The organism is Natronorubrum bangense (assembly GCF_004799645.1).
GTDB classification, from domain to species: Archaea; Halobacteriota; Halobacteria; order Halobacteriales; family Natrialbaceae; genus Natronorubrum; species Natronorubrum bangense.
Genome location: NZ_CP031305.1, coordinates 1,517,323 through 1,540,507 on the forward strand (window position 1 = coordinate 1,517,323; position 23,185 = coordinate 1,540,507).

Consider the following 23,185-nt stretch of genomic DNA (forward strand, 5'->3'; position numbering starts at 1 on the left):
CGCGTTCGCAGGTAGTGATGGCCGCCGCGAGTTACTTGCCGGTTGGTCACAACGACCGAGTACGATGGGGGGTTCTTGGACCGAGAACGTCGACGAACTGTTGTTTGATGGCGAACGGGAACAGCAACGCGTCGCCCTCGAGGCCGCGACGGTCGTTGTCACGAACCACCGAGTTCTGGTGTTTCGACACGGTGGCGACGGGTCGAAGTACCGCCACGCCGACCGGCCAAACGTCACACGCGTCTCCGTCGACGTCGAGAGCGCGCCGGGACAGTTGCTCTGGATGACGATCGTTCTGTTGTTCGGAACCGGTCTCCTGCTGGTGGCGACGACGACCAACCTGGCCGCCGCCGTCGGTGGCGTTGCCCTCGATGGTGGCGGTCTCTCGGGAATCGCTGCGAGCGCCCTCGAGGTCGTCGAAACGCTGCTGACCGTGTTCGATCTCTCCCTCCTCGCCGGTGGTGTCGCCCTGGTGCTCGTCGCCGCTGTGATCTTCATCCGCTATGTCAGGTCGCGCTCACGCCAGCTCGTGCTCCGAATCAGCGGTGACGACGACATCCAGGTCCCGGTTACCGACGCCGACCTCGAGGCCGGACGGCCGGAAACACTCGAGGACGTGATCGGGCCCGAATCGGCGTCCGACGCCACCGACACCGCGGCCGCTGTCGAGGAGTCAGGCTGAAAGTCCTCGCGGCCCTAGGGCCGCCGATGAACGCCGACAGGGTTCGCGAGCGAGCCGGGTCGTTGCCACGTGAGCCGGGGGTCTACCAGTTCCGGGCCGAGGAGACGACCCTCTATGTCGGAAAAGCCGTCGATCTTCGGAATCGGGTTCGCTCCTATGCTGACCCACGCAGCGCGCGGATCCGTCGCATGGTCAAGCGTGCCGATGGGATCGAGATTGCCGTCACCGACACCGAGACGCAGGCGCTGTTGCTCGAGGCGAACCTGATCAAGCGCCACCAGCCCCGGTACAACGTCCGGCTCAAAGACGACAAGTCGTATCCGATGGTCCAGCTGACGGCCCACGAGGCCCCGCAGATCGAGATCACTCGCGATCCGGATAGTGAGGCACAACGCGACTCGGACGGAGCCGCGACCGTCTTCGGCCCGTATACGAACAAAGGCCAGGTCGAGACTGTAGTGAAGGCACTGCGGGAAACCTACGGCATCCGCGGCTGTTCGGACCACAAGTACGCGGGCCGTGATCGGCCCTGTCTGGACTACGAGATGGGCCTCTGTACCGCCCCGTGTACCCGAGAGATCGACCTCGAGAGCTACGCCGAAGACGTGACTGCCGTCAAGCGCTTCCTCGAGGGCGAGACCGGAATCCTCGCGGACCCACTGCGTCGGGAGATGGAAGCTGCCGCCCAGAACCAGCAGTTCGAGCGCGCGGCGAACTGTCGGGACCGACTCGAGACCGTCGAGGCGTTCCACGGCGCGGGTGGCGAAGCGGTCCAGTCGGTCGGCGACGAGCGCAGCGTCGACGTCCTCGGCGTTGCCATCGAGGGCGAAGACGCGACCGTCGCGCGGCTGCGTGCCGAACGCGGAAAACTGGTCAACCGGGACCGACACACACTCGAGGCACCGAGCGCCGACACGGCTCGGACGGGATATGATGCTGACGGCGGCGTTTCAGCCGTTCTCGCAGCCTTTATCGTCCAGTACTACGCCGAACGCGACCTCCCCGACGCACTCCTGTTACCCGAACGCCACGGGGACGATGAGGTCGAAGCATGGCTCGAGGCCGAAGGAATCTCAGTTCGGGTGCCCGGCGCGGGACGGGAGGCCAAACTCGTCGAGTTAGCGCTCAAGAACGCTCGGCGGAACGTCGGCGGCCGCGACGAGTGTGGGCTGCTCGCCGACGCCCTCGAACTCGAGTCGGCCCGTCGGATCGAGGGATTCGACGTGAGCCACGCCCAGGGCACCGCGGCGGTCGGTAGCGACGTCACCTTCGTCGAGGGCAGCGCCGAGAAAAGCGACTACCGGCGGAAGAAGTTGACCGATCAGAACGACGACTACGACAATATGCGCGCGTTGCTCGGGTGGCGTGCCCGCCGTGCTGTCGAGGGGCGAGACGATCGCCCTGACCCCGACCTGCTGGTGATCGACGGCGGCGAGGGCCAACTCGCGGCCGCTCGCGAGGCGCTGGCCGAGGTGGGCTGGGACGTGCCCGCAATCGCGCTGGCGAAAGCCGAAGAGCGAGTCATTACGCCCAACCGCCAGTTTTCATGGCCGAGTGATGCACCGCACCTGCATCTGCTCCAACGGGTGCGTGACGAGGCCCACCGCTTTGCGGTGCAGTACCACCAGACGATCCGCGACGAGGTGACGACGGTTTTGGACGACGTCCCTGGTGTTGGCCCCGAAACGAGAAAGCGGCTGTTGGGCCGGTTCGGGAGCGTCGAAAACGTCCGGGAGGCGAGCCTCGAGGACTTACAGAGCGTCACGGGTGTCGGTGAGCGGACAGCCGAGACGATCAAGTCGCGACTGTAGCCGTCACACCGCAGGGACAGTACTATTCTCGTTGGCGTCGTACGTCATTTCATGTCAAACGAAGACGACGAACTCGAGGATCTGCTCGACGAACTCGACAGTCAGGGCGACCTCGAGACAGCCGAACAGCGCCTGTCGATCCGGATGGAGCGGCGTCGGTACGACAAGCCGGTGACGATCGTTGAGGGATTCGACCTTTCTAAGTCGGAGCTCAAATCGACGGCGTCGGCACTGAAGCAGGCGCTCGGAACGGGCGGGACGATCGACGACAACCGGATCGAACTGCAGGGCGACCACCGCGATCGCGTCCCCGACTTACTCCGTGACAGCGGCTTCGACGTTCAGGTGTAATCCCCGCACGAGACGAGCCGTTGGCAGTCGATGCCACAGCCGAAGTCACTTTATGTCCGCTATTCCAAATCATTAATATGAATATTCGACCGGCGGACGCCGAGGATTTCGAGGCGATCAAAGCCGTCGCCCGCAAAACGTGGCACGATACGTACGACGAACTCGAGGCCGACATGATCGACCGTACGGTCGACAACTGGTACACCGGCGACTCGATGCCGCTCGAGGCACCCGGCACGGTCGTCCTCGTCGTCGAAATCGACGACGAAATTGTCGGCTTTACACATGCGGTCGCGCAGGGTGAGACGGCCGACATCCTCCGGATGTACGTCGATCCGGACTGTCAGGGCGAGGGAGTCGGTAGCGACCTCCACGAACGCCTGATCGAGCAACTCGAGGCCTACGACGCCGACCGGATTCGGTCGTTCGACTTCGCGTTCAACGACGCCAGCCGCAACTTCTATGAGGGACTGGGCTTCGAACAGACCGACACCGGCGAGGTCGAAATCGAGGGCGAGAACTACGATGAGGCAGTCTACACGCTCGAAATATAGGGTTTGACCCGGTCGCGTCTACCGAGGGTCGACAGTATAACACTGTGAGGTGATACCACTTTATCACTCGACGGTGGAGCGGGCAGTATGGAGATCCGACCAGCCACGCTCGACGACCGCGAGGCGATCCGAACCGTCGCCCGCGAGACCTGGCATGATACCTACGACGAACTCGAGGCCGAGACGATCGATACGACCGTCGACGAGTGGTACGGCGACGAGGCCCTCGAGTTGGCGCTCTCGGAGCCGGGCACCGCGTTCCTGGTTGCGGAGAAAGACGGTGACGTCGTCGGCTTCACCCACGGCGTCGTCACCCAGAACGAAGGCGACGTGCTCCGGCTCTCGGTCCATCCCGACCACCAGGGTGAGGGGATCGGTACGGCGCTGCACGAACGGCTTCGTGAGGACCTACAGGACTTCAATATGGCGCGAATGCGTGCGATCGACCTCGCGTCGAACGAAGGTGGCCAGCGATTCTACGAAGAACAGGGGTTCGAACAGACTGGCGAGGGCACCGTCGAAATCGGCGACGAGGAGCGCCGAGAGGTCGTCTACACGCTCGAACTGTAAAAAAACGGACTGCGACGAATCGCTGTCGACCCTCAGCCACGGTTGACGACGCCGACGTTGAGCGCGTCGTTCGAACACGACAGCCGTGAGAGTCGGCCGGTAAACCACAGGGTTTCCCGGCCGCCCGCTGGCACGGTCAGTGTCCCACTCGAGGGCAGGGGAGCCGTCGACGAGACGTATCGTTGTTCGGAAACGCTGCCGGTGACGCTGACATCGATCTGCCCCCCGGTGCCCGAACAGTCTTGGACCGTGATCGCGCCGGTCGACCAGTCGTCCGGGGTTAGTTCGGCGTCGCTACACCCCCGTGTCTGGACCGTTCCATCGCCCTGTGCCGTGCCCGTCCCCGTTAGTGCCGTCAGTCCCGTTGCCGCCCCGACTGCGCCGAGTAACGCCCGTCGCGCTGGTGTCGTCTCGCTTTCCTCGTCTGCGGTCTCTTGTGTGCTCATTGACATCACACAACAAGAAGTAGTGGCTCGAGTCGCAAAATACCGTGTCCGGATTCGACGTACCAGTTTCGTACTCGAGAGAACGAAATTCAGTGACAGCGCCACCGGTGATTCTGCGGGCGAGTCGGTGCTCTTGAGCGCCTTCCCGGCTTCCCCGGCCGGAACCGCCAGCTCGACGACGAACCAGAAGAAGTAGCCCTGGTACCAGCCGTACCGGAAGTCGTCGTAGTACTGGTCACCGGGATCGTGGGGGTTGTTGAACTGCTGTTGGTCTTCGATCGCCGCGGGCAACGCCTCGATAATCTCGTCGAAGTTCTCGACGGCCTCGGGAACTGCCTTCGCCGCTTCGACGATCACGTGCGGATCGTCGTAGATCGCCAGGACGCCGCCGAGCGTCTCACCCGCACCGGTCGTCATTCCCTCGAGTACGCCAAGTCCAGCCTCGACTTCCGCGGCGGTGTATCCGGCGGCACGTAACTCCTGGGATACCTGATGGAAGATTCCGCCGACCTCGATCGCTTCCGCTTCGGTCGTCCCCACCTCCTCGATGATCTCGTGGCGGTCGTCAACTTGGACGGTTACGGCAGTCCCCTCGAAGAGGTCTGCAAACGTCGAGAGCGTCCCCGTCTCGAACTCGAGGGTGCCGCCGGATTATCCGCGTCGGCGTCCGGAGCGCCGTCACCGGTCGTATCGATCGATTCCGGGCCCGTTCTCAATTGCTGTACTTCCTCGCGGCCTGACCGATGATCGCTTGACTCTTCAACGAAAAGGAAGGCACCGTAGCAGGCGTACCTGCTCAGGGCGAACAGGCATAGCCTCTTTTCACTTCATATACTTTTTATCTACTATTGTACCGGTTTGCTCGTCGATTTTATAGCCGTACCCGTTCCAATTGTACACCCATAACTCCCCATCGTCGACCCAGAGACCAGTGAAGGGATCATCGGAGCGTACAGTTTCGATCTTCCATGTGATACCCTCATTTTCGTCGATCGCCCAAACATTGTTTGGGAGATTTTTGTTCCCGATAGTATCGAGCAACACGACGAGTGTCGAATCCAGTCGGACGGTTTCTTCGACAGACTCAGGTAACGCTATCTGCTGGTCATCGATCACCACCGTCGAATCCATGATTTCAATACGTGCCATCTGTTCTTAATTGTCCTCTAAGGGGCGCGAGTTATGGAAGTTATCGGATGGAATATGCTCAGCGAGCTGGTACTGTGTAGCGCCACTCGCCCCACCAAAGTTCTCTTCGACGGAACCGGTTCTGATTGGGGTATCGGAGGGGACAGTGACGTCAGAGACATGCGTAGGTTCGTCCGGGAGAGAGTACTTCCGCTGGATTTCACTCGGTGAGAGTTCATCAATATCATTGGCCCTCATCATCCACTCACCGACCTGATTGCCCGAACCGTGCACTCGGACAAACTGATCATCGGTTGCCGTAGTGAATTCAACTGTTAATGTATTTTGTTCATATGGGGCTTGATAGTCTGGACCACGCTCTTGACGGAGTTCTGTGTTCACGTCATCGGCCGTTCGAACGCGATCAATTGAGTGACCATCTCGTTCGAGATGATTGATTCGAGTGAGTGCCGTCTCGACGGCTACCTGATCGATGCTATCGTCGTTTAGGCCTCGGGAAATTCGCTGGAGATCAGCGTCGTCGATCGACCCTCGATCGTACGCCCGAATCAATCGATCAGTTGTCGCTGAACCGAGTCGGCCTGTAGTAACAATATCTCTGAACTCTTCCCCACCGTCAGCAGCAACTCTGACTCCGTCTTCACCGTGTCTCGAGGTGAATTCGCCAGTTTGACGGCGTTCATTAGCAGAGCGGGAATCAATTTCATTTCCGTCGATATCGTATCGATTGAGTAGCTTCGCGGCTTGATACTGCCCGCCCGTCGTCTGAATCCGACTGAGGACCTGCTGCCCAGCATCTTGTGTGATGCCGATACTAGCCGCGAGTCCATTCGACAGTTGCTGACGACTGTACCGGACCGGCGCTGTCGCGGTTTGACCACCCTGCTTCGCTATCTGGGCGGCCCGCTGAACCTGCGGTGTACTGATCCGGTCGACCGTCGACTGCACCGTCTCGGTACTCTTGAGCGCCTTCCCAGCCTCGCCGGCCGGAACCGCCATCTCGACGACAAACCAGAAGAAATAGCCCTGGTACCAGCCGTACCGGAAGTCGTCGTAGTACTGATCACCGGGATCGTGAGGGTTGTTGAACTGCTGTTGGTCTTCGATTGCCGCGGGCAGCGCTTCGATAATCTCGTCGAAGTTCTCGACGGCCTCGGGAATCGCCTTCGCCGCCTCCACGATTACGTGCGGGTCGTCGTAGATCGCCAGAATTCCACCGAGTGTCTCACCCGCACCGGTCGTCATCCCCTCGAGTACGCCCAGTCCGGCCTCGACTTCCGCGGCGGTGTATCCGGCGGCGCGTAACTCCTGGGATACCTGATGGAAGATTCCGCCGACCTCGATCGCTTCCGCTTCGGTCGTTCCGACCTCCTCGATGATCTCGTGGCGGTCGTCGACCTGAACGGTCACCGAAGTCCCCTCGAAGAGGATCGTCAGCGCTCGAGGACGCGCCAGACGTTAGATACGTGGATATCGACGCTGGTCAACGGATTGCAGTTATGAACGGAATCGAATCACGAGAAACTCCACCTTAAAAACTCGGTACTAGCGTCACTCCAGCGCGCTCAGCGCATCCTCGGCAGCGTACCGGACGTCCTCGTCGGAATCCGTAAGCGCCCCCTCGAGCGTCTCGACGAGTTGGTCGCGATCGATAAGTGTCGGATTGGCCGGTTCGAGCCCCGATAGGGTCTCGATCGCAGCAACTTTGACCTCCGGATGGTCGGACGATTCGATGCAAGTTCGTATTTCGCGGATGACCTTTCCCTGGTCGAACCCCTGATCGTTCTCGGTAAACGTTGTTTTCGTCTCGAGGAGTAATCCGAGAACCGCCATCGCCTGCGGTGTGAGGTCCGGATCGTCGTACCAGAGACACATGAGGAGTGCGTGTAGCGCCTTCTCGTCGGGATGCCGCGCCAGCACCGACAGTGCTCGTTCCGCGTACGCATCGTCTCCGCGTGTTATCAGGCCGTAATACAGGTCGCCTGCCCGCTCGGGTGGATGATCCGAAACTCGTTCACGGATCAGATCCTCGATTACGCCCGCTTCGAGCGCATGCGCTCGCAGCCAGTCAGTCTCGATCGGTCCGATCTCTTTGCCATCGGTCGGATGGACCAGCTCCTCGAACCGCTCGAGGGAGGTGTCAAATGCGGGCATCTTCCCCTCCTGCACGGCGTTCAGTACCGTCTCCACTTCGTCGACCACCATCGGTAATTCGTGGCTCGCTGCCGACGGATCAGTCCCGTGCTCCCGATAGAACGCGACCGTCTCTCGACCGACCGCGGCCAGTGCCGAAAGCTGTTTTTCGACCGAAACCGGGATCGGACCGAGCGGTAAGTCGGATTCGAGTTCGACTGATTCGTCAAAGCGTCCGTTTCCACCCGGGGGTGCGGCTTCACTAGTGACCTGAACGAGGTCGATTCCGATCGTCTCTGCGTCTCCATCCATTGGACGGTAAATCAGCGAACTTTCCTCGCGCTCGAGTCGTTCACCCTCGTGATGATAGGACCACGTTACCGGTACTGCCCAAGAGCGGGCACCGTCCGTCGCGTCGAGGATTGCTCCCGCCGTGAACTCGAGGAGTTTGCCGACGGGGACGTCGAAGCAGAGTTCGAGTTCCCGGTCCCCCTCCTGATCGGACAGCGAAAGTGCGAACACCGGCCAGATCTCCCGCGCATCGGCGGCCTTCTTCGTAGCTAGATCGTCGAAGGAGATCGACGGGTTCGTTTCCCATGTACGGTTCAATTCGGCCATTTAGTGTGAAATTATTTGGTAGATACGTGAGTCTTAGGGTTCCCAACTCACGAAATCATCGACTTCCGGATCCCAGCGCCACCACTGACCGTCTTCGAACTTTCGGACGGCTTCCCCCGTGCGCGGGTAAACGCTCTCAATCTGTCCACTTTTGACGTTGATCCTGACGCTTTCGATTCCGTGTCGTGAGATTTGGTTCGACACGATCGTCTGGCCATTATCGACGTCGCTGTGTTTTACCGCCCTGTACGCAACCTCTTCTATCTCTGATCGTAGAGCAGCACTGTCTCCAGTCATTCGCGGTGGCATCGTCGCAGCTCCCGCGGGCGAATCTACGGTCTGCCCTGCGGGGAAGAGGCTCGTTTCGTCCCTGTGTGTTATTCTGTTGCCGCGCATGTGTCGGTCAAAGGCGTGCTGTATATCAGTCTGCTCCATCCAACGGATAGCATCACCTTGCGCGGGACTCTTGGCAATTACTTGAGTCTCACGGAGCGTTGCTCCATTTTCGGAGAGCCGCGCGACTTCCCTTGCGGACAGGTCATCGACGTGCCGGAGACGATCACCTTCGTAAGCGATGGTGCGTAACGCTCGTTGCTCTGCCCGCGGAAGTTGGATAACGTGCGCTAATTCCCCGTTGAGATCGGAGACAAGCCGCTGATTGCGCGGCTCGCCGAGGAAATCGCCGACCTCTCGAGCGGGGATATTTTCGCGCTGCGTTATACCTAATAGCTTCTGCAAATCACCGTCTTCGAGCCGGTTAACGGTTGTAACTGCATCTTCGCCCCCTTCGGCCAGATACCGCGAAAGCTGCTCTTTCTGGGACGAACTGAGCGAGTCCAGAGTCCGGCTGTTAACGGAGTTGATCCGTGCCGACTGTGCGTTCTTCCCGGCAGTCCGGAACTGCGCACCAATATCATCGATTCCTTCGGCGAGTCGATGGGAGATCAGCGCAGAGCGAAGTCCACCGCCGTCGGTGCGCAACGCCGGTGATGCAGGAATGTCGTCGGCGACTCGATTCACTCGTTGTCCGACGTTCGCACCCTCGGTGGCCCCTTTTGTGATGGTGCCGCCGTAGGCCATCGACGCCAGAAAGTGCAACGTGTATCCCTCGTACCAGCCCTGGGCGTACGCTTCGTAATCGTCAGTACCCTCCGGATGTGGATTGTCGAACTGTTGCTCTTCCCGTGTCGCCTCAATCATCATCGGGAGCGCCTGTTCGAGCGCTTCCTGGTCGATTTCGCCGAGGAGACCGACAAAGTTCTCACCGGCGCCGGTCGGATCATCCCAAAGGGCCCTGCCGATCGTGTCGATCAGTTCCGGTAACTCGGCGGCGCTGTGGGTGAATCCCGAGAGGAGGCCACCGGAGTACGGATCGACGTTCGTCCCGATGACATCACCGTAAAAGGACGACTGGCCGTGAATGCGTTCACCGCCGGCGTTGCCGTAGACGTCGGTCGCTTCGATTGTCGTTTCCGAACCGCGCAGGGCGCTGAACGACCCCTCGGTCAACGAGTCGAGCGTCTCGGTCCGTGTGATCGACGTGTATCCACCGACGTCGTCGTCGGCACCGACCGTTCTGCCGCCCCGTTCGAGTTCGTAGGCGTCGATTCCTGCGGGATCTTCGAGTCTGAATTGGTACCGGAAGTTCCACGAGGGCGTTTCGATCTCGACCGGCGACCAGCTGAACTCGACATCGGCGCTACCCATCTCCGACCACTGGTCGTACTCAAGCAGCGTCGCCTCCGGCGGCGACGTCGAGAACACCGTGGGATCCTCCTCGGGGTCGTCGAACGCGTCGTCGTCCGAAATTCCATCACCCGTCGTGTCCAGTCGTTCAGGGTCGGTTCCCAGCTCCCGCTCCTCGATATCCGTCAGGCCGTCCCCGTCCGTGTCCACAACCAGTGGGCTCGCCGTCACGTTGCGCGACGAGAAGTACGACATGGGATCGCCGTCGACGTCCGGATCCGTGACCAGGTCCTCGAGATTCTGGGCCGCGTCTGGATCGTCGACGACCTCGATCTCCCAGCCCTCGAGTTGCTCGGCGTCGGTCAGTCCGTCACCGGTCGTATCCACCATCGCGGGATGGTGTGCGGCGTGGGTGACCTGTGCGGTGAGTTTCGTCTCGTTGTCCTCCTCGTGGACGCGATAGTTGATGTCGACCGTTTCGTTGTCCTGAATGCCGTCGCCGCTGGTGTCTAGCGCGACCGGATCGAGATCCAATGGTTCGCCCTGAACGTCACCCGGACCGGTCGGCATTCGGAGATCCATCTCGGCGACGAGATCCGGAATGCCGTCGCCGTTAGTATCTTCCAGGTCGACGCCAGTCTGATTCTCCGCGACACGCTCGAAGGTATCAGGGAGATCCTCGGAGTGCTGGACGTGGTGGAAGTCGCCGCCGGTGATGGCAGCGATCTCGCGGAGTTCGTTCTCGTCGATACTGTTTCCGAGTCCGACCGTACTGATCTCGACACCGGCGTCGGCGGCGTCTTCGGCCGCCGATTCGGCGTCGGAGTAACTGCTCGACTTCCCGTCCGCCAGCAGGATCATCACCGACGAGCGGTTCTCCCAGCCGTTGGCCTCGAGTTCCTCGAGGCCCTCCCTGATGCCGGCTTCGGTGTGCGTGCCGCCGCCGGCGCTCAGCGATTCGATGCTGCTGTTGAGCGCGTCGTGGTCTCGTGTGAGCGGATGTTCGCGGCTCGCACTGCTCTCGAAGCTGACGAGCCCGGCTTGCTCGTCGTCGGCGAGCGCGCCCACGAAGCGCGTCGCCGCGTCGCGCGCATAGCTGATCGGCGAGCCGCTCATCGAGCCGCTGACGTCGACGACGAACGTGAAGTCCGCCTTCTCGAGCGAGCCACCGTCGCCGACGTCACCATCGGTTTCGTTTCCGTCGAGCGTGATCGTATCGCTCGTCTCGTCCTCCCAGTCGTCGATCCAGAACACCGAGAAGAACGAGAAACCATCGACGTCGGCGGTCGCGACGCCCTCGTCGACGTCGATTTCGGTCTCGACCGGGGTCCACGGCTCGTCGCTCTGGGGATCCCACGTCACCACCGAGAGGTTGCCCTCGCGCTCGAGGGCGTCCTCCTCGAGCGGGATTGCGACGGTCGCTTCGTCGAACTCCTGCTGGCTCTCGATGCGGACCATCGGACCTGCACGATAGGGATCGTCCGCCGCGGGCGTCTCGTCGCGAACCGAAATATCGCTCTCGTGGAGTCCGTCGCCGCCGACATCGACGGCAACGCCCGACGAGTCGTTCGAGACTGCGACCTCCTGATACTCGTCGGGATTCGGCCGATCCAGAATGACGTCGTCGAGGTCGACGCGAAGTTCCTGGGTCGCCTCGGCCGTCCGCTCGTCGTCGTGTTCAGCCGTCGCCGTCACCGTGACGGTCACGTTCTCGGGTTCGGGTCCGAGGTCGACGAACGTGGTTCCGCTCGCGGTCGCGGTCCCGACTCGCCGGCGATCAGCGAGATATCGTCGGCGGTGCCGTTCCCGTCGACCGTTACGTCGGCCTCGTTGTAGGCATACGGGCGGACGTCGTCGAGGATCGCCTGAACCGGGACGACGACCGAATCGTTTCGCTCGAAGGCTCGGTTCTGCGAGAGCGACAGCGCTGGCTCGGTGTTCTTCTCGACTTTGTCGAGCGCTCGCTCGCCGTGTTTCCACGCGTTCTCGAGGTGCGTTGCCGCGTTCGCGCGATCCGCCGGCCCGGCGTCCGTTCCGACGGTGTCGTCGGCTCGCTCGAGCGCGTCGATCGAGTTGCCGAGCGCGCTCTCGGCCGCCTGTCGCTGGCCAGGATTCCGTAACTCCTCGTCGTTCGCGGCGACAACGGACTTGGCGTCGACGACGGTGAGTCGCGCGCTCCGATCGCTCGCCGCGTACAGGTCGCGACCGATCTCGTCGACGATCGCTTCGTCGTCTTCGTCGACGGCTTCGGCCAGTTCCGCGAGCGCTCGCTGCGCGTCGGCGTACCGCTCGAAGGCCTCGCGAGAATCAGCGTATTCGAGGTGTCGATACGCCTGCAGCGAGGCGTTGACTGCCGCGACGGTTTCGTCCGCGGCCGTCATCGCGGATTCGTCAGCTTCGTTGGTTTCGTTCTCGCCGGGCTCGAGATCGAGCTCTCCGAGTCGTTCGGTCGCGTTCACCGCCGTCTCGATCGACGTGTTCGCCTCGAGTTCCGGGACGGTTACGTTCGCGTCGCCGCGGTCGTGGCCGGGCGGTCCGCCGCCGTTCTGTCCTGGTGGGCCGTCGCCGTGGCCAGGTGGTCCATCTCCCTGGATCGTGACGCCGGTCGATCGCTCGTTCACCGTGCCAGCACTCGGCCCGGCTGCGAGTGCGGGCATGGCGATCATCGAGGTCGCCATGAGCACGGCGAAGAATATTGCAACAAACGTTCTCCTGCTGTCATCTATATCACATAAGCTGAAATAGTATTTTTAATTGTTTTGATATAAATGTAGAATAGCAATACATGCGGAAATGAATACGACCTCGTTCGGAGTCGGATTCGCGACCTCATGGCTGCTTATTGTCAGCGCAGGTTCGTCCCACACGAAGCGGGCATCTGGCCACGAAATCGCCAAAATACGCCGATAGTAGACTGCAGCGAACGAACGTGAGGCGAAGAGAATATCGGGTCTAGAACTCCTCGGCCGGCGGCGCGATCCCCTCGTCGTCGCCCTCGAGGTCGAACTCCTCGCGTACTTCCCGGATGCGATCCCGGATGTCCGCCGCCAACTCGAACTCGAGGTTGCTCGCTGCCTCCTGCATCTGTGTCTCGAGGTCGGCGATGTAGCGGGCAGCCTCGTCGTCGTCCGCGATGTCCTTCCCGGAGACGCTCGAGGTGTCGGTCTTGCTCCCTGGGAGGTTGGTTTCGCCCACCGCTTTCTCGATCGTCGTCGGCTCGAGGCCGTGGTCCTCGTTGTACGCCTGTTGAATCTCGCGACGTCGCTGGGTTTCTTCGATCGCCGACTCCATCGCGTTCGAGGGCTCGTCGGCGTAGAGCACGACCTCGCCGTTGACGTTTCGGGCCGCCCGGCCCATCGTCTGGACGAGCGTGGTCTCCGAACGCAGGAACCCCTCCTGGTCGGCGTCGAGGATCGCCACGAGCGAGACTTCGGGAATGTCCAGCCCCTCCCGCAGCAGGTTGATGCCGACGAGGACGTCGATCTCGCCCAGTCGGAGCGAGCGGATGATCTCGTGGCGCTCTAAGGTGTCCGTCTCGTCGTGCATGTACGCGACGTCGACGCCGGCTTCCTCGAGATACTCGGTCAGATCCTCAGCCATCCGCTTGGTCAGCGTCGTCACGAGCGTCCGTTCGTCGCGGTCGATGCGCTTGTCGATGCGATCCATGAGGTCGTCGACCTGTCCGGTGGCATCTGCGACCTCGATCTGGGGGTCGACAAGGTGGGTCGGACGAACGATCTGTTCGACGATCTGTCCCGACTCCTCCTGCTCGTAGTCGCTGGGGGTCGCACTGACGTACAGCGTCTGGTCGGTCTTCTCCTCGAACTCCTCGAACGTGAGCGGGCGATTATCGTAGGCGGTGGGGAGTCGAAAGCCGTTCTCGACCAGCGAATCTTTGCGGGACTTGTCGCCGGCGTACTGGCCCCGAATCTGGGGCAGGGTCACGTGGGATTCGTCGACGACGGTGAGGTAATCGTCCGGGAAGTAATCCAGCAGCGTGTAGGGAGCCTCGCCCGACTCCCGATCCGAGAGATACAGCGAGTAGTTTTCGATGCCCGAACAGTAGCCCGTCTCGGCCATCATCTCGAGGTCGAACGTGGTGCGCTCGTCGATGCGCTGGGCAGCGATCATGTCGCCCTGCCGTTCGAAGTACGAAATTCGAGAGTCGAGGTCGTCTCGAATCTCGTCCATCGCGCGCTCGAGTTTCGCTTCGGGAATCGAGTAGTGCTCTGCGGGGTGGACCAGCACGGCCTGTTGCTCGCCCTGGGTTTTGCCCTCGAGCGGATCGACTTTCACCATCCGATCGATCTCGTCACCCCAGAGTTCGACGCGGATGGCATACCGGCCGTACATCGGATAGATTTCGATGGTGTCGCCACGCACGCGGAACGTCCCCTGCGTGAAGTCGACGTCGTTGCGCTCGTAGTTCAAATCGACCAGTTGGGCAAGGAGGCCGTCGCGGCCGACCTCCTCGCCGACCTCGAGTCGCAACGACATGTCGATGTAGTTGCGCGGGTCACCGAGGCCGTAGATCGCCGAGACGGAGGCAACGACGATGACGTCCTCGCGAGTCAGCAGTGATCGGGTTGCAGAGTGGCGCAGCCGGTCGATTTCGTCGTTGATCGAGGCGTCCTTGTCGATGTAGGTGTCGGTCTGCTCGACGTAGGCCTCGGGCTGGTAGTAGTCGTAGTAGGAGACGAAGTACTCGACGGCGTTCTCCGGGAAGAGATTCCGAAACTCCTCGTACAGCTGGGCTGCAAGCGTCTTGTTGTGGGCGATGACGAGCGTCGGCTTCTGGATCTCCTCGATCGTCCACGAGACGGTGTTGGTCTTCCCCGAGCCGGTCACGCCGAGCAGGGTCTGTTTGTCCATGCCTGACCGGAAGCCGTCGGCGAGTTGCTCGATCGCCTCGGGCTGGTCACCGGCGGGATCGAACGGCGCATCGACCTCGAAGGGGCGATCGACGTCGGGACGGTCCGGCTGGAGGGGGCCTCGCGTGTCGCTCATTATCGGGTTCAGGTGGTCGAGCCACTTCACCCGCTCGCATGCGGCACGCGAGACAGTCACAGCGAGCGCACGCGGTAGACTGCCGACTGGATTGTCGGGCGTCGGTTATTCTTCGTCGTCGCCGAGCACGCCGTCGACCGTAATCTCGACGGTGAACTCACGGCCCTCCGTCTCCGCCGGCGGCTCGAGGTAGCCGATGGCGTTTGCGGTGTAGGCCGTGTCCAACTCGAGGTCGACATCGAATGCGGCGACGGTCGTCTCCGGATCGCCCGCCGGCCGAACAGACAGGGTGTAGCTGCCGGCCGGAACGGCGACGTAGTCGGTCGACTCGCCGAATTCGACGTTCTCGAACAGCGGGGCGTCGTCGGCGTAGACGTCGACGGCTGGGGCGTCCGGTGACGCGTGGAACAGCCGAACGAGCGCCGAGCCGGCGTCGACGAGTACTTCGGGTCGGAACGTGCCGGCTCCGAGTTCACCGATCGCCGCGACGGTGTAGAACGCCGAGCCGAACTCGACGTCTCCCTCGAACGCGACGGTTCCGGGGTCGCCAGCCGCCGTGATCGTGACGGTGTACGTTCCCGGCTCGATCTCGAGATACGGCGAGACGTCACCGTACGCAACGTCCGAAAGCACCTGCGCTCCGTCGACGAAGACGTCTACGTTCGGTGCATCTGGCGAGAAGTGCGCGACGCGAACCGCCGCGTTCGGCACGGTCGGTTCGTCGGCAGGGTACTCTTTTTCGTCTTTCTTTGTCGGTCGCTTGTCGTCTTCGTACTCTCCGGCAGCAAAGACGGTTCCGCTTGCGGCAGCGAGCCCACCGGCAGCGCCCATCGATTTCAGGGCTGTGCGTCGTGATACTGGCATAGTGCAGCCAAGACGGAGGACGCAACCAGCAAAAACGGGGTAGTTAGTATCGATGGTTGTCGTGTCGTTTCCCGCGACCCCCGTTCGTGTAGGCTGTCTGTGCATACTGAAGGACGGCGCTACACCGACGACTCTCGTCGCTCGAGCGTCCAGCAACGGCGGTTTCGTCGCCATACTCGGCTGCGATCGTGTAGGCCCGCCCTAGTCAGCCGTTCGCCCTCCGTCCTCGTTGCCCACGTCGTCAGGTGGCTCCTGCCCGCCCAACTGTTATGGACCCGGTCGGTGTGGCTCTGGCTATGACGGATCAACTCGAGCAGGCCCGTAACGACCTCGAGCAAGCAACGAAGACGGCCGACGACGGTATTCGCGACGAGATTCGCGAGACGGCCGACGCGTTCGACGAGTACGTTACCAGCGAGCAAAACCCCGACCACGCGGTTCTCGACGCCCACCTCAACACGCTCCGCCAGGCCCGTGAACGAGCCAGTGGCGACACCAAAGCCCGCCTCGAGAACGCACTCGAGACGGCCGAGTCGTATCGAACGGATCTCGAGCAGGCGTAACCGTCTCCGCAGATGACCGGCTCACTCGAGCCGATCTAACACCGCATCTTTCTCGTAGGAGAGCGACAGCGACCGCGAGCGACCGCGGCCGTCGACCTCGGTGTAGTCGGCGTCGATCAGTCCCAGCTGGTCGAGTTTGTTGACGATTTCGGAGTAGCGGGTGTAGCCCAGATCCGTCCGGTCGTGAAACGCCTCGTAGACGTCGCCGGCCTGCTCGCCGTCGTGGTTGGCGATCACCTCGAGCAGCGCCTCTTCGGTGTCGGTCAGTCCCGAGAGGCTGTGTGTGAGGTTGATGTACTTCGATGTCTCGTAGGCGTCTTCGACGTCTTGTAGCTCGACGGTACGGCTGGCTCGCATCTCGGCGTTGAGGCCGGCTCGACGCAGCAGGTCGATCCCGACCCGGAGATCACCGCTCTCGGCAGTGAGCTCGGCGACGTACTCGAGCACGTCTCGAGAGATGACACCGTCGTGGAACCCGCGCGTGACCCGCTCGGTGAGGATGTCGACGATTTCGGGCTGGTCGTAGATCGGAAAGTAGACGTCTTCGGGCCGGAAGACGCTCTGGACCCGAGAGTCGAGTTCGTCGATGACGTCCAGTGCCGGATCCGAAGAGACGACGACGACGCCGATTTTGGCACCCGGATACTCCTCGTGGGCGCGCAACAGCGAGTAGAGGGTATCGCTGGCCTCGTTCTCGTAGAAGAGGTAGTTGACGTCGTCGAGTGCAACGACGAGCACGCGGTCTTCCTCGACGAGTTTTTCGGCGATCTGACCGAACAGCTTCTTGAAGGAGATTCCCGACGACGGCGGCTCGTAATCGAACGTGCCCTCGAACAGGCGCGAGAACACCGAGTAACGGGTGGCGTTGACCTGACAGTTGACCCGGATAGTCCGTACCTCGCTGGTCTGGGCACCGACCTCGTCGAACAGCTTCTGGATGGCTGTCGTCTTGCCGGTTCCGGGCGGGCCACGGACCACGACGTTGAGCGGCCGCGATCCACGGACTGCTGGCCGAAGCGCGTACGTCAGGCTCTGGGTCTGGCCTTCGCGGTGCTTGAACGTCTCGGGAACGTAGTCGATCTCGAAGACGTGCTCGTTTTTGAACACGGATTCGTCCCACGACAACATCCCCTCCTCGGGGTCGTCCACCATCACTTTCACCCTGCTTCCGCAGCGTCTTAACGGTTCGGTGGCCAACCCCGAACTCTCCACATTCGACCTCCGACTTCCCGCTCGAACAGTCCAGCGAGCGGTCGCCGGCGACGTCGACTCGCTTGCGACGTTCCTCGAGAACGAGACGTCGACCCACACTGCCGGACAATACTATTTACGCACTGATCGCACGTGAACGGTCGTCGACGGAGGCGACGAGCCGTGAGACGCGCTTGGGCGGTTACTGACGTTCATCTGGCAGTGCCACTCACGGCAATCGATTGCACACGGGACTGTAGTGATGTGAGGTCACGAGCACAGTCTGCACTGTCCGTCGACAACGATCCGAACGCGATCAGGCCAGCTCGATCCGTTCCATGTCACGTTCGAGGTCTGATTGATCGATCCGACCGCCGTGAGTCATCCGCACGTGTGCCCGAACTAATCGTTTCACTTCGTCGGAACTACTCGAGCGAATCATGAACTGACAGTTCCCACCCGAACACGAAAATTGGTAGGGCATACCACACCATAAATGTGGGATGGAGATAGCTGTTGTACTTGCACACTGACACCCCCTTTCGCCCTCCACAGCCGTTGTTAACGCTGCCGATAGGATTATCATCCTGTAGCGAAACCGGCTCGGTATGGGCACAATCGACGCGAGCGATCTGTTACCGGCACCACGGCTCCGAACGGCTGCACTCGAGGGCGACGTCACACAGCTCCACCGTGGTGACAAACACGCCTCGGAGGGTGATACCTTCGAGATCGACGACACCACGTTCGAGGTTGTCGAAGTCACTGAAGAGCGCCTCGGTGAACTCACCGACGAGGACGCCCGCGCCGAGGGATCGCCTGATCTCGAGTCGTACAAGCGCCGGATCGAACGGACCCACGACACCGAATGGGATGACGACAAAACGGCCGTGTTGCACCGCTTCGAGCCGCGTTCGTAGCGTTCGACAGCTGAACACATCTGTGGCTGACTTTTCGGTCGACGGTTAGTCCCGATTCGCCAGAAAAATCCCGAGATAGATCGAAGCAACCGCACAGCCGACACCGAGTCCGAACGCGATCGTAAACGGGGACTCGAGTGTGACCTCCCCACCGTCGTCGAGCAGCCAGCCGCTGAAGCCGACGACGAGCAACGCGACGGCCGCGAGACGGAGTACCGAGACGAGACGCCTTCCTTGCGTGTGCCCACTCGAGCCGGTCGACTCGTCTTGGCTCATCGTCGTTTCGAACGGCTCCGGTTCAGTTGTCGGGTGGTGTCGTCCATGCAGTCGTCGTCGAACAGCACGACCGTAAATGGTTCCCTGTCGTCGGCTGTTGGTCAGCATATGATTGATCTCCGCTCCGATACGGTCACGACACCCGACGAAAGGATGCGCGAGGCTGCTCGCACGGCTGACGTGGGCGACGACGTCTACGGCGAGGATCCAACAGTGAACGACCTCGAGGAACGGGCCGCAGCGGCGGTGGGGATGGACGCCGCCCTGTACGTTCCATCGGGAACGATGGGGAACCAGATCGCGGCGCGCGTCCACACCGAACGGGGCCAAGAACTGCTCGCGGATCGCAAAAGCCACGTCGTCAAATACGAACTCGGTGGCCTCGCCCAGCACGCCGGCCTCCAGCTTCGGACGTTCGAGACGGCGCGTGGCGTCCCGTCGCCGGCACAGGTCGACGACGAGTACGTCGCGGCGGACCTGCACCGACCCGAAACCGGACTACTCTGGCTCGAGAACACGCACAACGCCCGCGGCGGGCTTGCAATTGCCCCCGATCGGATCGCCGGCGCAGCCGACGCGGCTCACGAGCGCGGTGTGCCGGTTCACGTCGACGGGGCGAGGCTGTTCAACGCGGCAACGGCGCTCGACGTCTCTGCGACCGACCTCACCGAGCCCGTCGACTCGGTCATGTTCTGTCTGTCGAAGGGGCTCGGCGCGCCGGTCGGATCGATACTCGCCGGCAGTGAGGCGTTCGTCGAACGTGCTCGGCGGACGCGAAAGCTGTTCGGTGGCGGGATGCGACAGGCTGGACTCATCGCGGCACCCGGATTGTGTGCCCTCGAGAACGTCTCGGAACTCGAAACTGATCACGAACACGCGCGTCTGCTCGCGGACGGACTAGCCGACGTCGAGGGGGTCGACATTCAGGCTCCGGAGACGAACATCGTCCTCGTCGATGTCGCCGGAGCGGAACTCGAGTCTGAAGCGGTTCTCGAGCGGCTTCACGAGCGAGGCGTGGCCGCATCCGCGCTCGATGCGACGACGATTCGGTTCTGTACCCATCGAGACATCTCACGAGCGGATCTCGAGAACGCAGTTGACGCTGTCTGCACAGCGTTCGACACGGTTTGACGGCCGTCAGCGCATCCCATCTCGGAACTCGAGAATCGTGCGCCGGATCAGCAGATACGAGAAAAAGACCAGCGACAGGAGGATCACCACGACCGCGATGATGACGGGATCGTCGGGGAGGAAACCGAGCATACAAGACCCGTACTGTGCCGGCGCGCAAAACCGTTTCGACCTCGCTCATCTGATACACTGCTGAGAGATCCCGACGCGAGCAGGCAGCGAGACGAACGGTAAAACGGCTGTTTCACCTTCCGCTGTGTCTATTCATCTGGCTAACAACGGAGCACATACGTCTCGAGCACGGTTCGTCGCCCGTCGTGGTCGAGACGGGATCACCCACTTCGACACCCGCTGACGCCGCTCCTCCTGGGTTACTCCGTCTGATCGGCTGTCGCCGTTCCCGTCACCTCGAACGACTCGACGAGCGTCCCATCCGGCTGGCGGAGCTCGCCTGCGAGTCGTGTCTCACCCGTCGTGTGTTCGCCGTCCACCGCCTCCTCGAGGACGGCAAACCCTGGCCGGTTCCCGCGCGGATCGGCGTGGCTGCCGGGGTTTACGAGGAGGCAGTCCTCGGTCTCGACGACCGTCGGTCGGTGGCTATGCCCCGAGACGACGACGTCGGCGTCCCGTGAGCGGCCGAACATGACACGTCCCATCTCGCCGCCGTCTCGGCGGTGGGTGACGGCGAATCGGACGCCGCCAGCCTCGACGACGCGAGCCGTCGGGAGTCGGTCCCGAACGGCCGCGCTGTCGGCGTTCCCGTGGACGGCATAGAGCACCTCACACTCGTCTTGAAACGCCTCGAGTGCGGTCGCACTCGTAAAGTCACCCGCGTGAATCACGACATCGGCTTCGCGGGCCGCAGTCAGCGCCTCGCCCTCGAGACCGTGTCCACGGCTGCGATGCGTATCGGAGAAGATTGCAATCATACGACCTGCTACAGGTCGGGGGATGACGATCCTTTCGCCATCGCGTCACACCGTCCCCGTGGGCGGCGGGACCGTCTGGGGATCGGCTGAGACGAACTCTTTTATCGAATGAAGGGCCAATCACGTACCGTGTCCGAGACTGCCGGGTACATGCGCTTTTTCCCGTACGACCAGCCGTACGAGAATCAGCGCGAGGCGATGGATCGCATCCATAACGCGTTGACCCGTGGGCAGAACGTCCTCTTCGAAGGAGCCTGTGGAACCGGAAAGACGCTCTCGTCGCTGGTTCCAGCGCTGGAGGTCGCCCGCGAGCAGGACAAGACGGTCGTCATTACGACTAACGTCCACCAGCAGATGCGCCAGTTCGTCGCCGAGGCCCGCGCGATCACCCGCGAAGAACGGATTCGAGCGGTCGTTTTCAAGGGCAAATCGTCGATGTGTCATATCGATGTCGGCTATGAGGAGTGTCAGGCCCTGCGGGATAACACCCGCGCGGTCGTCGACACCGAACGCGACAAACGACAGCTCGAACGCCGCCAGCGCGAACTGCTCGCCGAGAGCCAGGACGGCGACGGCGGTGCAGCCGACGCCCGCAGCGCCGTCATGGACGAACTCGAGTCACTCGAGGAGCGACTCGATGATCTCGAAGAGCAGAACGTCTGTGAGCACTACCGGAACAACCTGACCGAAGACACGGACGACTTCTTCGGTTGGCTGTTCGAAGACGTCCGCACGCCGGATGAGATCTACGAGTACGCCGACAGCCAGCAGCTGTGTGGCTATGAACTCTTAAAAGAGGGCCTCGAGGGCGTCGATCTCGTCGTCTGTAACTACCATCACCTACTCGATTCGACCATTCGACAGCAGTTTTTCCGCTGGCTGGGTCGCGACCCCGAGGACGTCATCGTCGTCTTCGACGAGGCCCACAACGTCGAAGACGCTGCTCGTGAACACGCCACCCGGACCTGCTCCGAGCGCACGTTCGACTCGGCGCTGGACGAACTCGCGGAGGCCGACGACTCGCGAGCCGAGAACGCCGGCAACGTCCTCTCGGCGTTTCACCGCGCGCTGGTCGAGACCTACGAAGCATCGTTTGGCTTTGGCGATCGTGAAGCAATCGGCGAGAACTGGACTGATATCTCGATCGCCAACGATGACCGACGCGATGACCTGACACTCGAGTTCCTCCAGCGTTACTCCGGCCGGGGAATCGACGACGACCTCGAGGCCGCGATGGAACTCGGCCAGGAACTCGACGAGCAGTACGAAGAGGCCTACCGTGAGGGCGAAACGGCAACGCGAACGGAGTGTCAAACGCTCCAGGCCGCGGCGTTCGTTAGCGCGTGGCTCGACGAGGGGACGGCCGAGGGGCTGTACCCGGTCGTCGCCGTCACCCGCGATGCCGGCACCGACGAAGTCTACGGCCGCGCGGAGCTGTACTCCTGTCTGCCGCGGCAGGTGACGGGGCGACTGTTCGAGGAGGTCTCGAGCACCGTCCTGATGAGTGCGACCCTTCAGCCGTTCGACGTCACCGAGAGCGTGTTGGGCCTCGAGGAGCCGGTCACGATGGCCTACGGGTTGCAGTTTCCCGCGGACAGGCGGCGAACGTATGCCGTCGAGACGCCGCCGCTGTTCGCCTCGGATCGGGACGATCCCGACGTGCAAGAGACCGTAACGGAGACGATCCACGACGCCGTGCGGATGACTCCCGGAAACACGCTCGCGTTTTTCCCCAACTACGGCGAAGCGGGCCGGTATGCCGACCGCCTCGAGCGCCGCTCGGAGAAGACGGTGTACCTGGACGAACCGGGTGAGTCAGTCGAGCGGTTGCGCCAGCGGTTCGTCGCAGACGACGGGGCGGTGTTGTGTACCTCGCTGTGGGGAACCCTCGCAGAAGGGGTGAGTTTCGACGGCGACGACGCGACCACGGTGCTGGTTGTCGGCGTGCCGTACCCGCATCTCGACGACCGAGCCGAGGCCGTGCAGGAGGCCTATGACGCGGCCTTCGAGGGAACTGAGACGGGCTGGCGCTACGCCGTCGAGATTCCGACGATTCGCAAAACGAGACAGGCGCTCGGCCGAGTGATTCGCTCACCGGAGGACGTCGGCGTCCGCGCGCTGCTCGACCGGCGCTACTCGCGGACGGCCAAATCCGACCTCGGCAGATACAGTGTCAACAGCACGTTCCCACACGAGGAACGCGAGGAGCTGATCGATATCAACCCCGAGAAACTGAAGTTCGCGATGCTCAATTTCTACGGTGACCACGATGCCTACAACGGCGAGTCGCCGCGGCCCTAACAG

At 62.1% G+C, this 23,185-nt stretch carries 23 protein-coding genes; 10 read left to right on the top strand and 13 right to left on the bottom strand.

What is annotated here, in order from left to right; all coding sequences use genetic code 11:
- Positions 1-64 precede the first annotated feature (64 nt).
- From DV706_RS07510 to DV706_RS07530, 5 genes are all read left to right on the top strand, one after another.
- Positions 65-682 (top strand): hypothetical protein, encoded by a 618-nt coding sequence (locus DV706_RS07510; protein WP_006065230.1) that lies wholly within the window; start codon positions 65-67, stop codon positions 680-682.
- Between the two features lie 26 nt (positions 683-708).
- A complete protein-coding gene (locus DV706_RS07515; protein WP_006065229.1) occupies positions 709-2,493 on the top strand; it encodes an excinuclease ABC subunit C in 1,785 nt (594 codons plus the stop codon).
- A gap of 51 nt (positions 2,494-2,544) precedes the next feature.
- Entirely contained in the window at positions 2,545-2,844 is a 300-nt protein-coding gene (locus DV706_RS07520; RefSeq protein WP_006065228.1) for an SUI1 family translation initiation factor, read from the top strand.
- Between the two features lie 77 nt (positions 2,845-2,921).
- Complete coding sequence (locus DV706_RS07525; protein WP_006065227.1) at positions 2,922-3,398, top strand: GNAT family N-acetyltransferase; 477 nt, start codon at positions 2,922-2,924, stop codon at positions 3,396-3,398.
- A gap of 87 nt (positions 3,399-3,485) precedes the next feature.
- Positions 3,486-3,968 (top strand): GNAT family N-acetyltransferase, encoded by a 483-nt coding sequence (locus DV706_RS07530; RefSeq protein WP_006065226.1) that lies wholly within the window; start codon positions 3,486-3,488, stop codon positions 3,966-3,968.
- A 32-nt stretch (positions 3,969-4,000) separates the two neighbouring features.
- Here DV706_RS07530 and DV706_RS07535 read toward each other — a convergent pair whose 3' ends face one another.
- The 8 genes from DV706_RS07535 to DV706_RS07570 form a co-directional block, all read right to left on the bottom strand.
- Positions 4,001-4,954 carry a hypothetical protein gene (locus DV706_RS07535; RefSeq protein ID WP_006065225.1) on the bottom strand — a complete coding sequence of 318 codons (954 nt, stop codon included), beginning with the start codon at positions 4,952-4,954 and terminating at the stop codon, positions 4,001-4,003.
- Positions 4,955-5,236: 282 nt separating this feature from the next.
- Complete coding sequence (locus tag DV706_RS07540; protein WP_006065224.1) at positions 5,237-5,563, bottom strand: PQQ-binding-like beta-propeller repeat protein; 327 nt, start codon at positions 5,561-5,563, stop codon at positions 5,237-5,239.
- 6 nt (positions 5,564-5,569) lie between these two features.
- Positions 5,570-6,973 carry a hypothetical protein gene (locus tag DV706_RS22025; protein ID WP_006065223.1) on the bottom strand — a complete coding sequence of 468 codons (1,404 nt, stop codon included), beginning with the start codon at positions 6,971-6,973 and terminating at the stop codon, positions 5,570-5,572.
- A gap of 141 nt (positions 6,974-7,114) precedes the next feature.
- A complete protein-coding gene (locus DV706_RS07550; RefSeq protein ID WP_006065222.1) occupies positions 7,115-8,314 on the bottom strand; it encodes a HEAT repeat domain-containing protein in 1,200 nt (399 codons plus the stop codon).
- A 33-nt stretch (positions 8,315-8,347) separates the two neighbouring features.
- Positions 8,348-11,707: a vWA domain-containing protein gene (locus DV706_RS07555; protein ID WP_049889684.1), complete on the bottom strand. Its 3,360-nt coding sequence runs from the start codon at positions 11,705-11,707 to the stop codon at positions 8,348-8,350.
- A complete protein-coding gene (locus DV706_RS07560; RefSeq protein WP_049889683.1) occupies positions 11,704-12,678 on the bottom strand; it encodes a hypothetical protein in 975 nt (324 codons plus the stop codon). The genes DV706_RS07555 and DV706_RS07560 overlap by 4 nt, the downstream gene beginning before the upstream one ends.
- 274 nt (positions 12,679-12,952) lie before the next feature.
- The gene (gene uvrB / locus DV706_RS07565) at positions 12,953-15,007 is read right to left on the bottom strand and encodes an excinuclease ABC subunit UvrB (RefSeq protein WP_006065221.1); all 2,055 of its coding nucleotides are present in this window, start codon (positions 15,005-15,007) and stop codon (positions 12,953-12,955) included.
- Between the two features lie 105 nt (positions 15,008-15,112).
- Entirely contained in the window at positions 15,113-15,838 is a 726-nt protein-coding gene (locus DV706_RS07570; protein WP_006065220.1) for a DUF4397 domain-containing protein, read from the bottom strand.
- Positions 15,839-16,167: 329 nt separating this feature from the next.
- On the opposite strand from DV706_RS07570, the gene DV706_RS07575 reads away from it, so the two are divergent.
- A complete protein-coding gene (locus DV706_RS07575) occupies positions 16,168-16,434 on the top strand; it encodes a DUF7553 family protein (RefSeq protein WP_006065219.1) in 267 nt (88 codons plus the stop codon).
- Positions 16,435-16,455: 21 nt separating this feature from the next.
- Here the strand turns inward: DV706_RS07575 and DV706_RS07580 are convergent, their stop codons facing one another.
- Positions 16,456-17,586, bottom strand: coding sequence for an ORC1-type DNA replication protein (locus DV706_RS07580; protein ID WP_006065218.1), 1,131 nt, complete (start codon positions 17,584-17,586; stop codon positions 16,456-16,458).
- A gap of 37 nt (positions 17,587-17,623) precedes the next feature.
- Here DV706_RS07580 and DV706_RS21420 point away from each other — a divergent pair, with 37 nt between their 5' ends.
- Positions 17,624-17,782 carry a hypothetical protein gene (locus tag DV706_RS21420; protein ID WP_161569792.1) on the top strand — a complete coding sequence of 53 codons (159 nt, stop codon included), beginning with the start codon at positions 17,624-17,626 and terminating at the stop codon, positions 17,780-17,782.
- A 159-nt stretch (positions 17,783-17,941) separates the two neighbouring features.
- On the opposite strand, the gene DV706_RS22390 is transcribed toward DV706_RS21420, so the two are convergent.
- Entirely contained in the window at positions 17,942-18,211 is a 270-nt protein-coding gene (locus DV706_RS22390; RefSeq protein WP_338043264.1) for a DUF1059 domain-containing protein, read from the bottom strand.
- Positions 18,212-18,233: 22 nt separating this feature from the next.
- On the opposite strand from DV706_RS22390, the gene DV706_RS07590 reads away from it, so the two are divergent.
- The gene (locus DV706_RS07590) at positions 18,234-18,545 is read left to right on the top strand and encodes an ASCH domain-containing protein (protein ID WP_006065217.1); all 312 of its coding nucleotides are present in this window, start codon (positions 18,234-18,236) and stop codon (positions 18,543-18,545) included.
- A 45-nt stretch (positions 18,546-18,590) separates the two neighbouring features.
- Here DV706_RS07590 and DV706_RS07595 read toward each other — a convergent pair whose 3' ends face one another.
- The gene (locus tag DV706_RS07595) at positions 18,591-18,821 is read right to left on the bottom strand and encodes a hypothetical protein (RefSeq protein WP_049889690.1); all 231 of its coding nucleotides are present in this window, start codon (positions 18,819-18,821) and stop codon (positions 18,591-18,593) included.
- A gap of 108 nt (positions 18,822-18,929) precedes the next feature.
- On the opposite strand from DV706_RS07595, the gene DV706_RS07600 reads away from it, so the two are divergent.
- The gene (locus tag DV706_RS07600; protein ID WP_006065215.1) at positions 18,930-19,952 is read left to right on the top strand and encodes a threonine aldolase family protein; all 1,023 of its coding nucleotides are present in this window, start codon (positions 18,930-18,932) and stop codon (positions 19,950-19,952) included.
- Positions 19,953-19,958: 6 nt separating this feature from the next.
- Here DV706_RS07600 and DV706_RS22285 read toward each other — a convergent pair whose 3' ends face one another.
- Both DV706_RS22285 and DV706_RS07605 read right to left on the bottom strand, forming a co-directional pair.
- Positions 19,959-20,084 carry a DUF7859 family protein gene (locus tag DV706_RS22285; RefSeq protein ID WP_006065214.1) on the bottom strand — a complete coding sequence of 42 codons (126 nt, stop codon included), beginning with the start codon at positions 20,082-20,084 and terminating at the stop codon, positions 19,959-19,961.
- 239 nt (positions 20,085-20,323) lie between these two features.
- Positions 20,324-20,881, bottom strand: coding sequence for a metallophosphoesterase (locus DV706_RS07605; RefSeq protein ID WP_006065213.1), 558 nt, complete (start codon positions 20,879-20,881; stop codon positions 20,324-20,326).
- 129 nt (positions 20,882-21,010) lie between these two features.
- Between DV706_RS07605 and DV706_RS07610 the strand changes: the two genes are divergently transcribed.
- Positions 21,011-23,182: an ATP-dependent DNA helicase gene (locus tag DV706_RS07610; protein WP_006065212.1), complete on the top strand. Its 2,172-nt coding sequence runs from the start codon at positions 21,011-21,013 to the stop codon at positions 23,180-23,182.
- The last annotated feature ends 3 nt before the right edge of the window (positions 23,183-23,185 follow it).

What these genes read in the sequence shown, in the direction of transcription:
- DV706_RS07525 (WP_006065227.1), top strand. Translation starts at nt 2,922, where the DNA reads ATGAATATTCGACCGGCGGACGCCGAGGATTTCGAGGCGATCAAAGCC.
- DV706_RS07530 (WP_006065226.1), top strand. Translation starts at nt 3,486, where the DNA reads ATGGAGATCCGACCAGCCACGCTCGACGACCGCGAGGCGATCCGAACC.
- DV706_RS07510 (WP_006065230.1), top strand. Translation starts at nt 65, where the DNA reads ATGGGGGGTTCTTGGACCGAGAACGTCGACGAACTGTTGTTTGATGGC.
- DV706_RS07575 (WP_006065219.1), top strand. Translation starts at nt 16,168, where the DNA reads ATGACGGATCAACTCGAGCAGGCCCGTAACGACCTCGAGCAAGCAACG.
- DV706_RS07520 (WP_006065228.1), top strand. Translation starts at nt 2,545, where the DNA reads ATGTCAAACGAAGACGACGAACTCGAGGATCTGCTCGACGAACTCGAC.
- DV706_RS07550 (WP_006065222.1), bottom strand. Translation starts at nt 8,314, where the DNA reads ATGGCCGAATTGAACCGTACATGGGAAACGAACCCGTCGATCTCCTTC.
- DV706_RS07605 (WP_006065213.1), bottom strand. Translation starts at nt 20,881, where the DNA reads ATGATTGCAATCTTCTCCGATACGCATCGCAGCCGTGGACACGGTCTC.
- DV706_RS22390 (WP_338043264.1), bottom strand. Translation starts at nt 18,211, where the DNA reads ATGATAATCCTATCGGCAGCGTTAACAACGGCTGTGGAGGGCGAAAGG.
- DV706_RS07600 (WP_006065215.1), top strand. Translation starts at nt 18,930, where the DNA reads ATGATTGATCTCCGCTCCGATACGGTCACGACACCCGACGAAAGGATG.
- DV706_RS07515 (WP_006065229.1), top strand. Translation starts at nt 709, where the DNA reads ATGAACGCCGACAGGGTTCGCGAGCGAGCCGGGTCGTTGCCACGTGAG.
- DV706_RS07595 (WP_049889690.1), bottom strand. Translation starts at nt 18,821, where the DNA reads ATGAGCCAAGACGAGTCGACCGGCTCGAGTGGGCACACGCAAGGAAGG.
- DV706_RS07590 (WP_006065217.1), top strand. Translation starts at nt 18,234, where the DNA reads ATGGGCACAATCGACGCGAGCGATCTGTTACCGGCACCACGGCTCCGA.
- uvrB (WP_006065221.1), bottom strand. Translation starts at nt 15,007, where the DNA reads ATGAGCGACACGCGAGGCCCCCTCCAGCCGGACCGTCCCGACGTCGAT.
- DV706_RS07580 (WP_006065218.1), bottom strand. Translation starts at nt 17,586, where the DNA reads ATGGTGGACGACCCCGAGGAGGGGATGTTGTCGTGGGACGAATCCGTG.
- DV706_RS07540 (WP_006065224.1), bottom strand. Translation starts at nt 5,563, where the DNA reads ATGGCACGTATTGAAATCATGGATTCGACGGTGGTGATCGATGACCAG.
- DV706_RS07570 (WP_006065220.1), bottom strand. Translation starts at nt 15,838, where the DNA reads ATGGGCGCTGCCGGTGGGCTCGCTGCCGCAAGCGGAACCGTCTTTGCT.
- DV706_RS07560 (WP_049889683.1), bottom strand. Translation starts at nt 12,678, where the DNA reads ATGGCGACCTCGATGATCGCCATGCCCGCACTCGCAGCCGGGCCGAGT.
- DV706_RS22285 (WP_006065214.1), bottom strand. Translation starts at nt 20,084, where the DNA reads ATGCTCGGTTTCCTCCCCGACGATCCCGTCATCATCGCGGTCGTGGTG.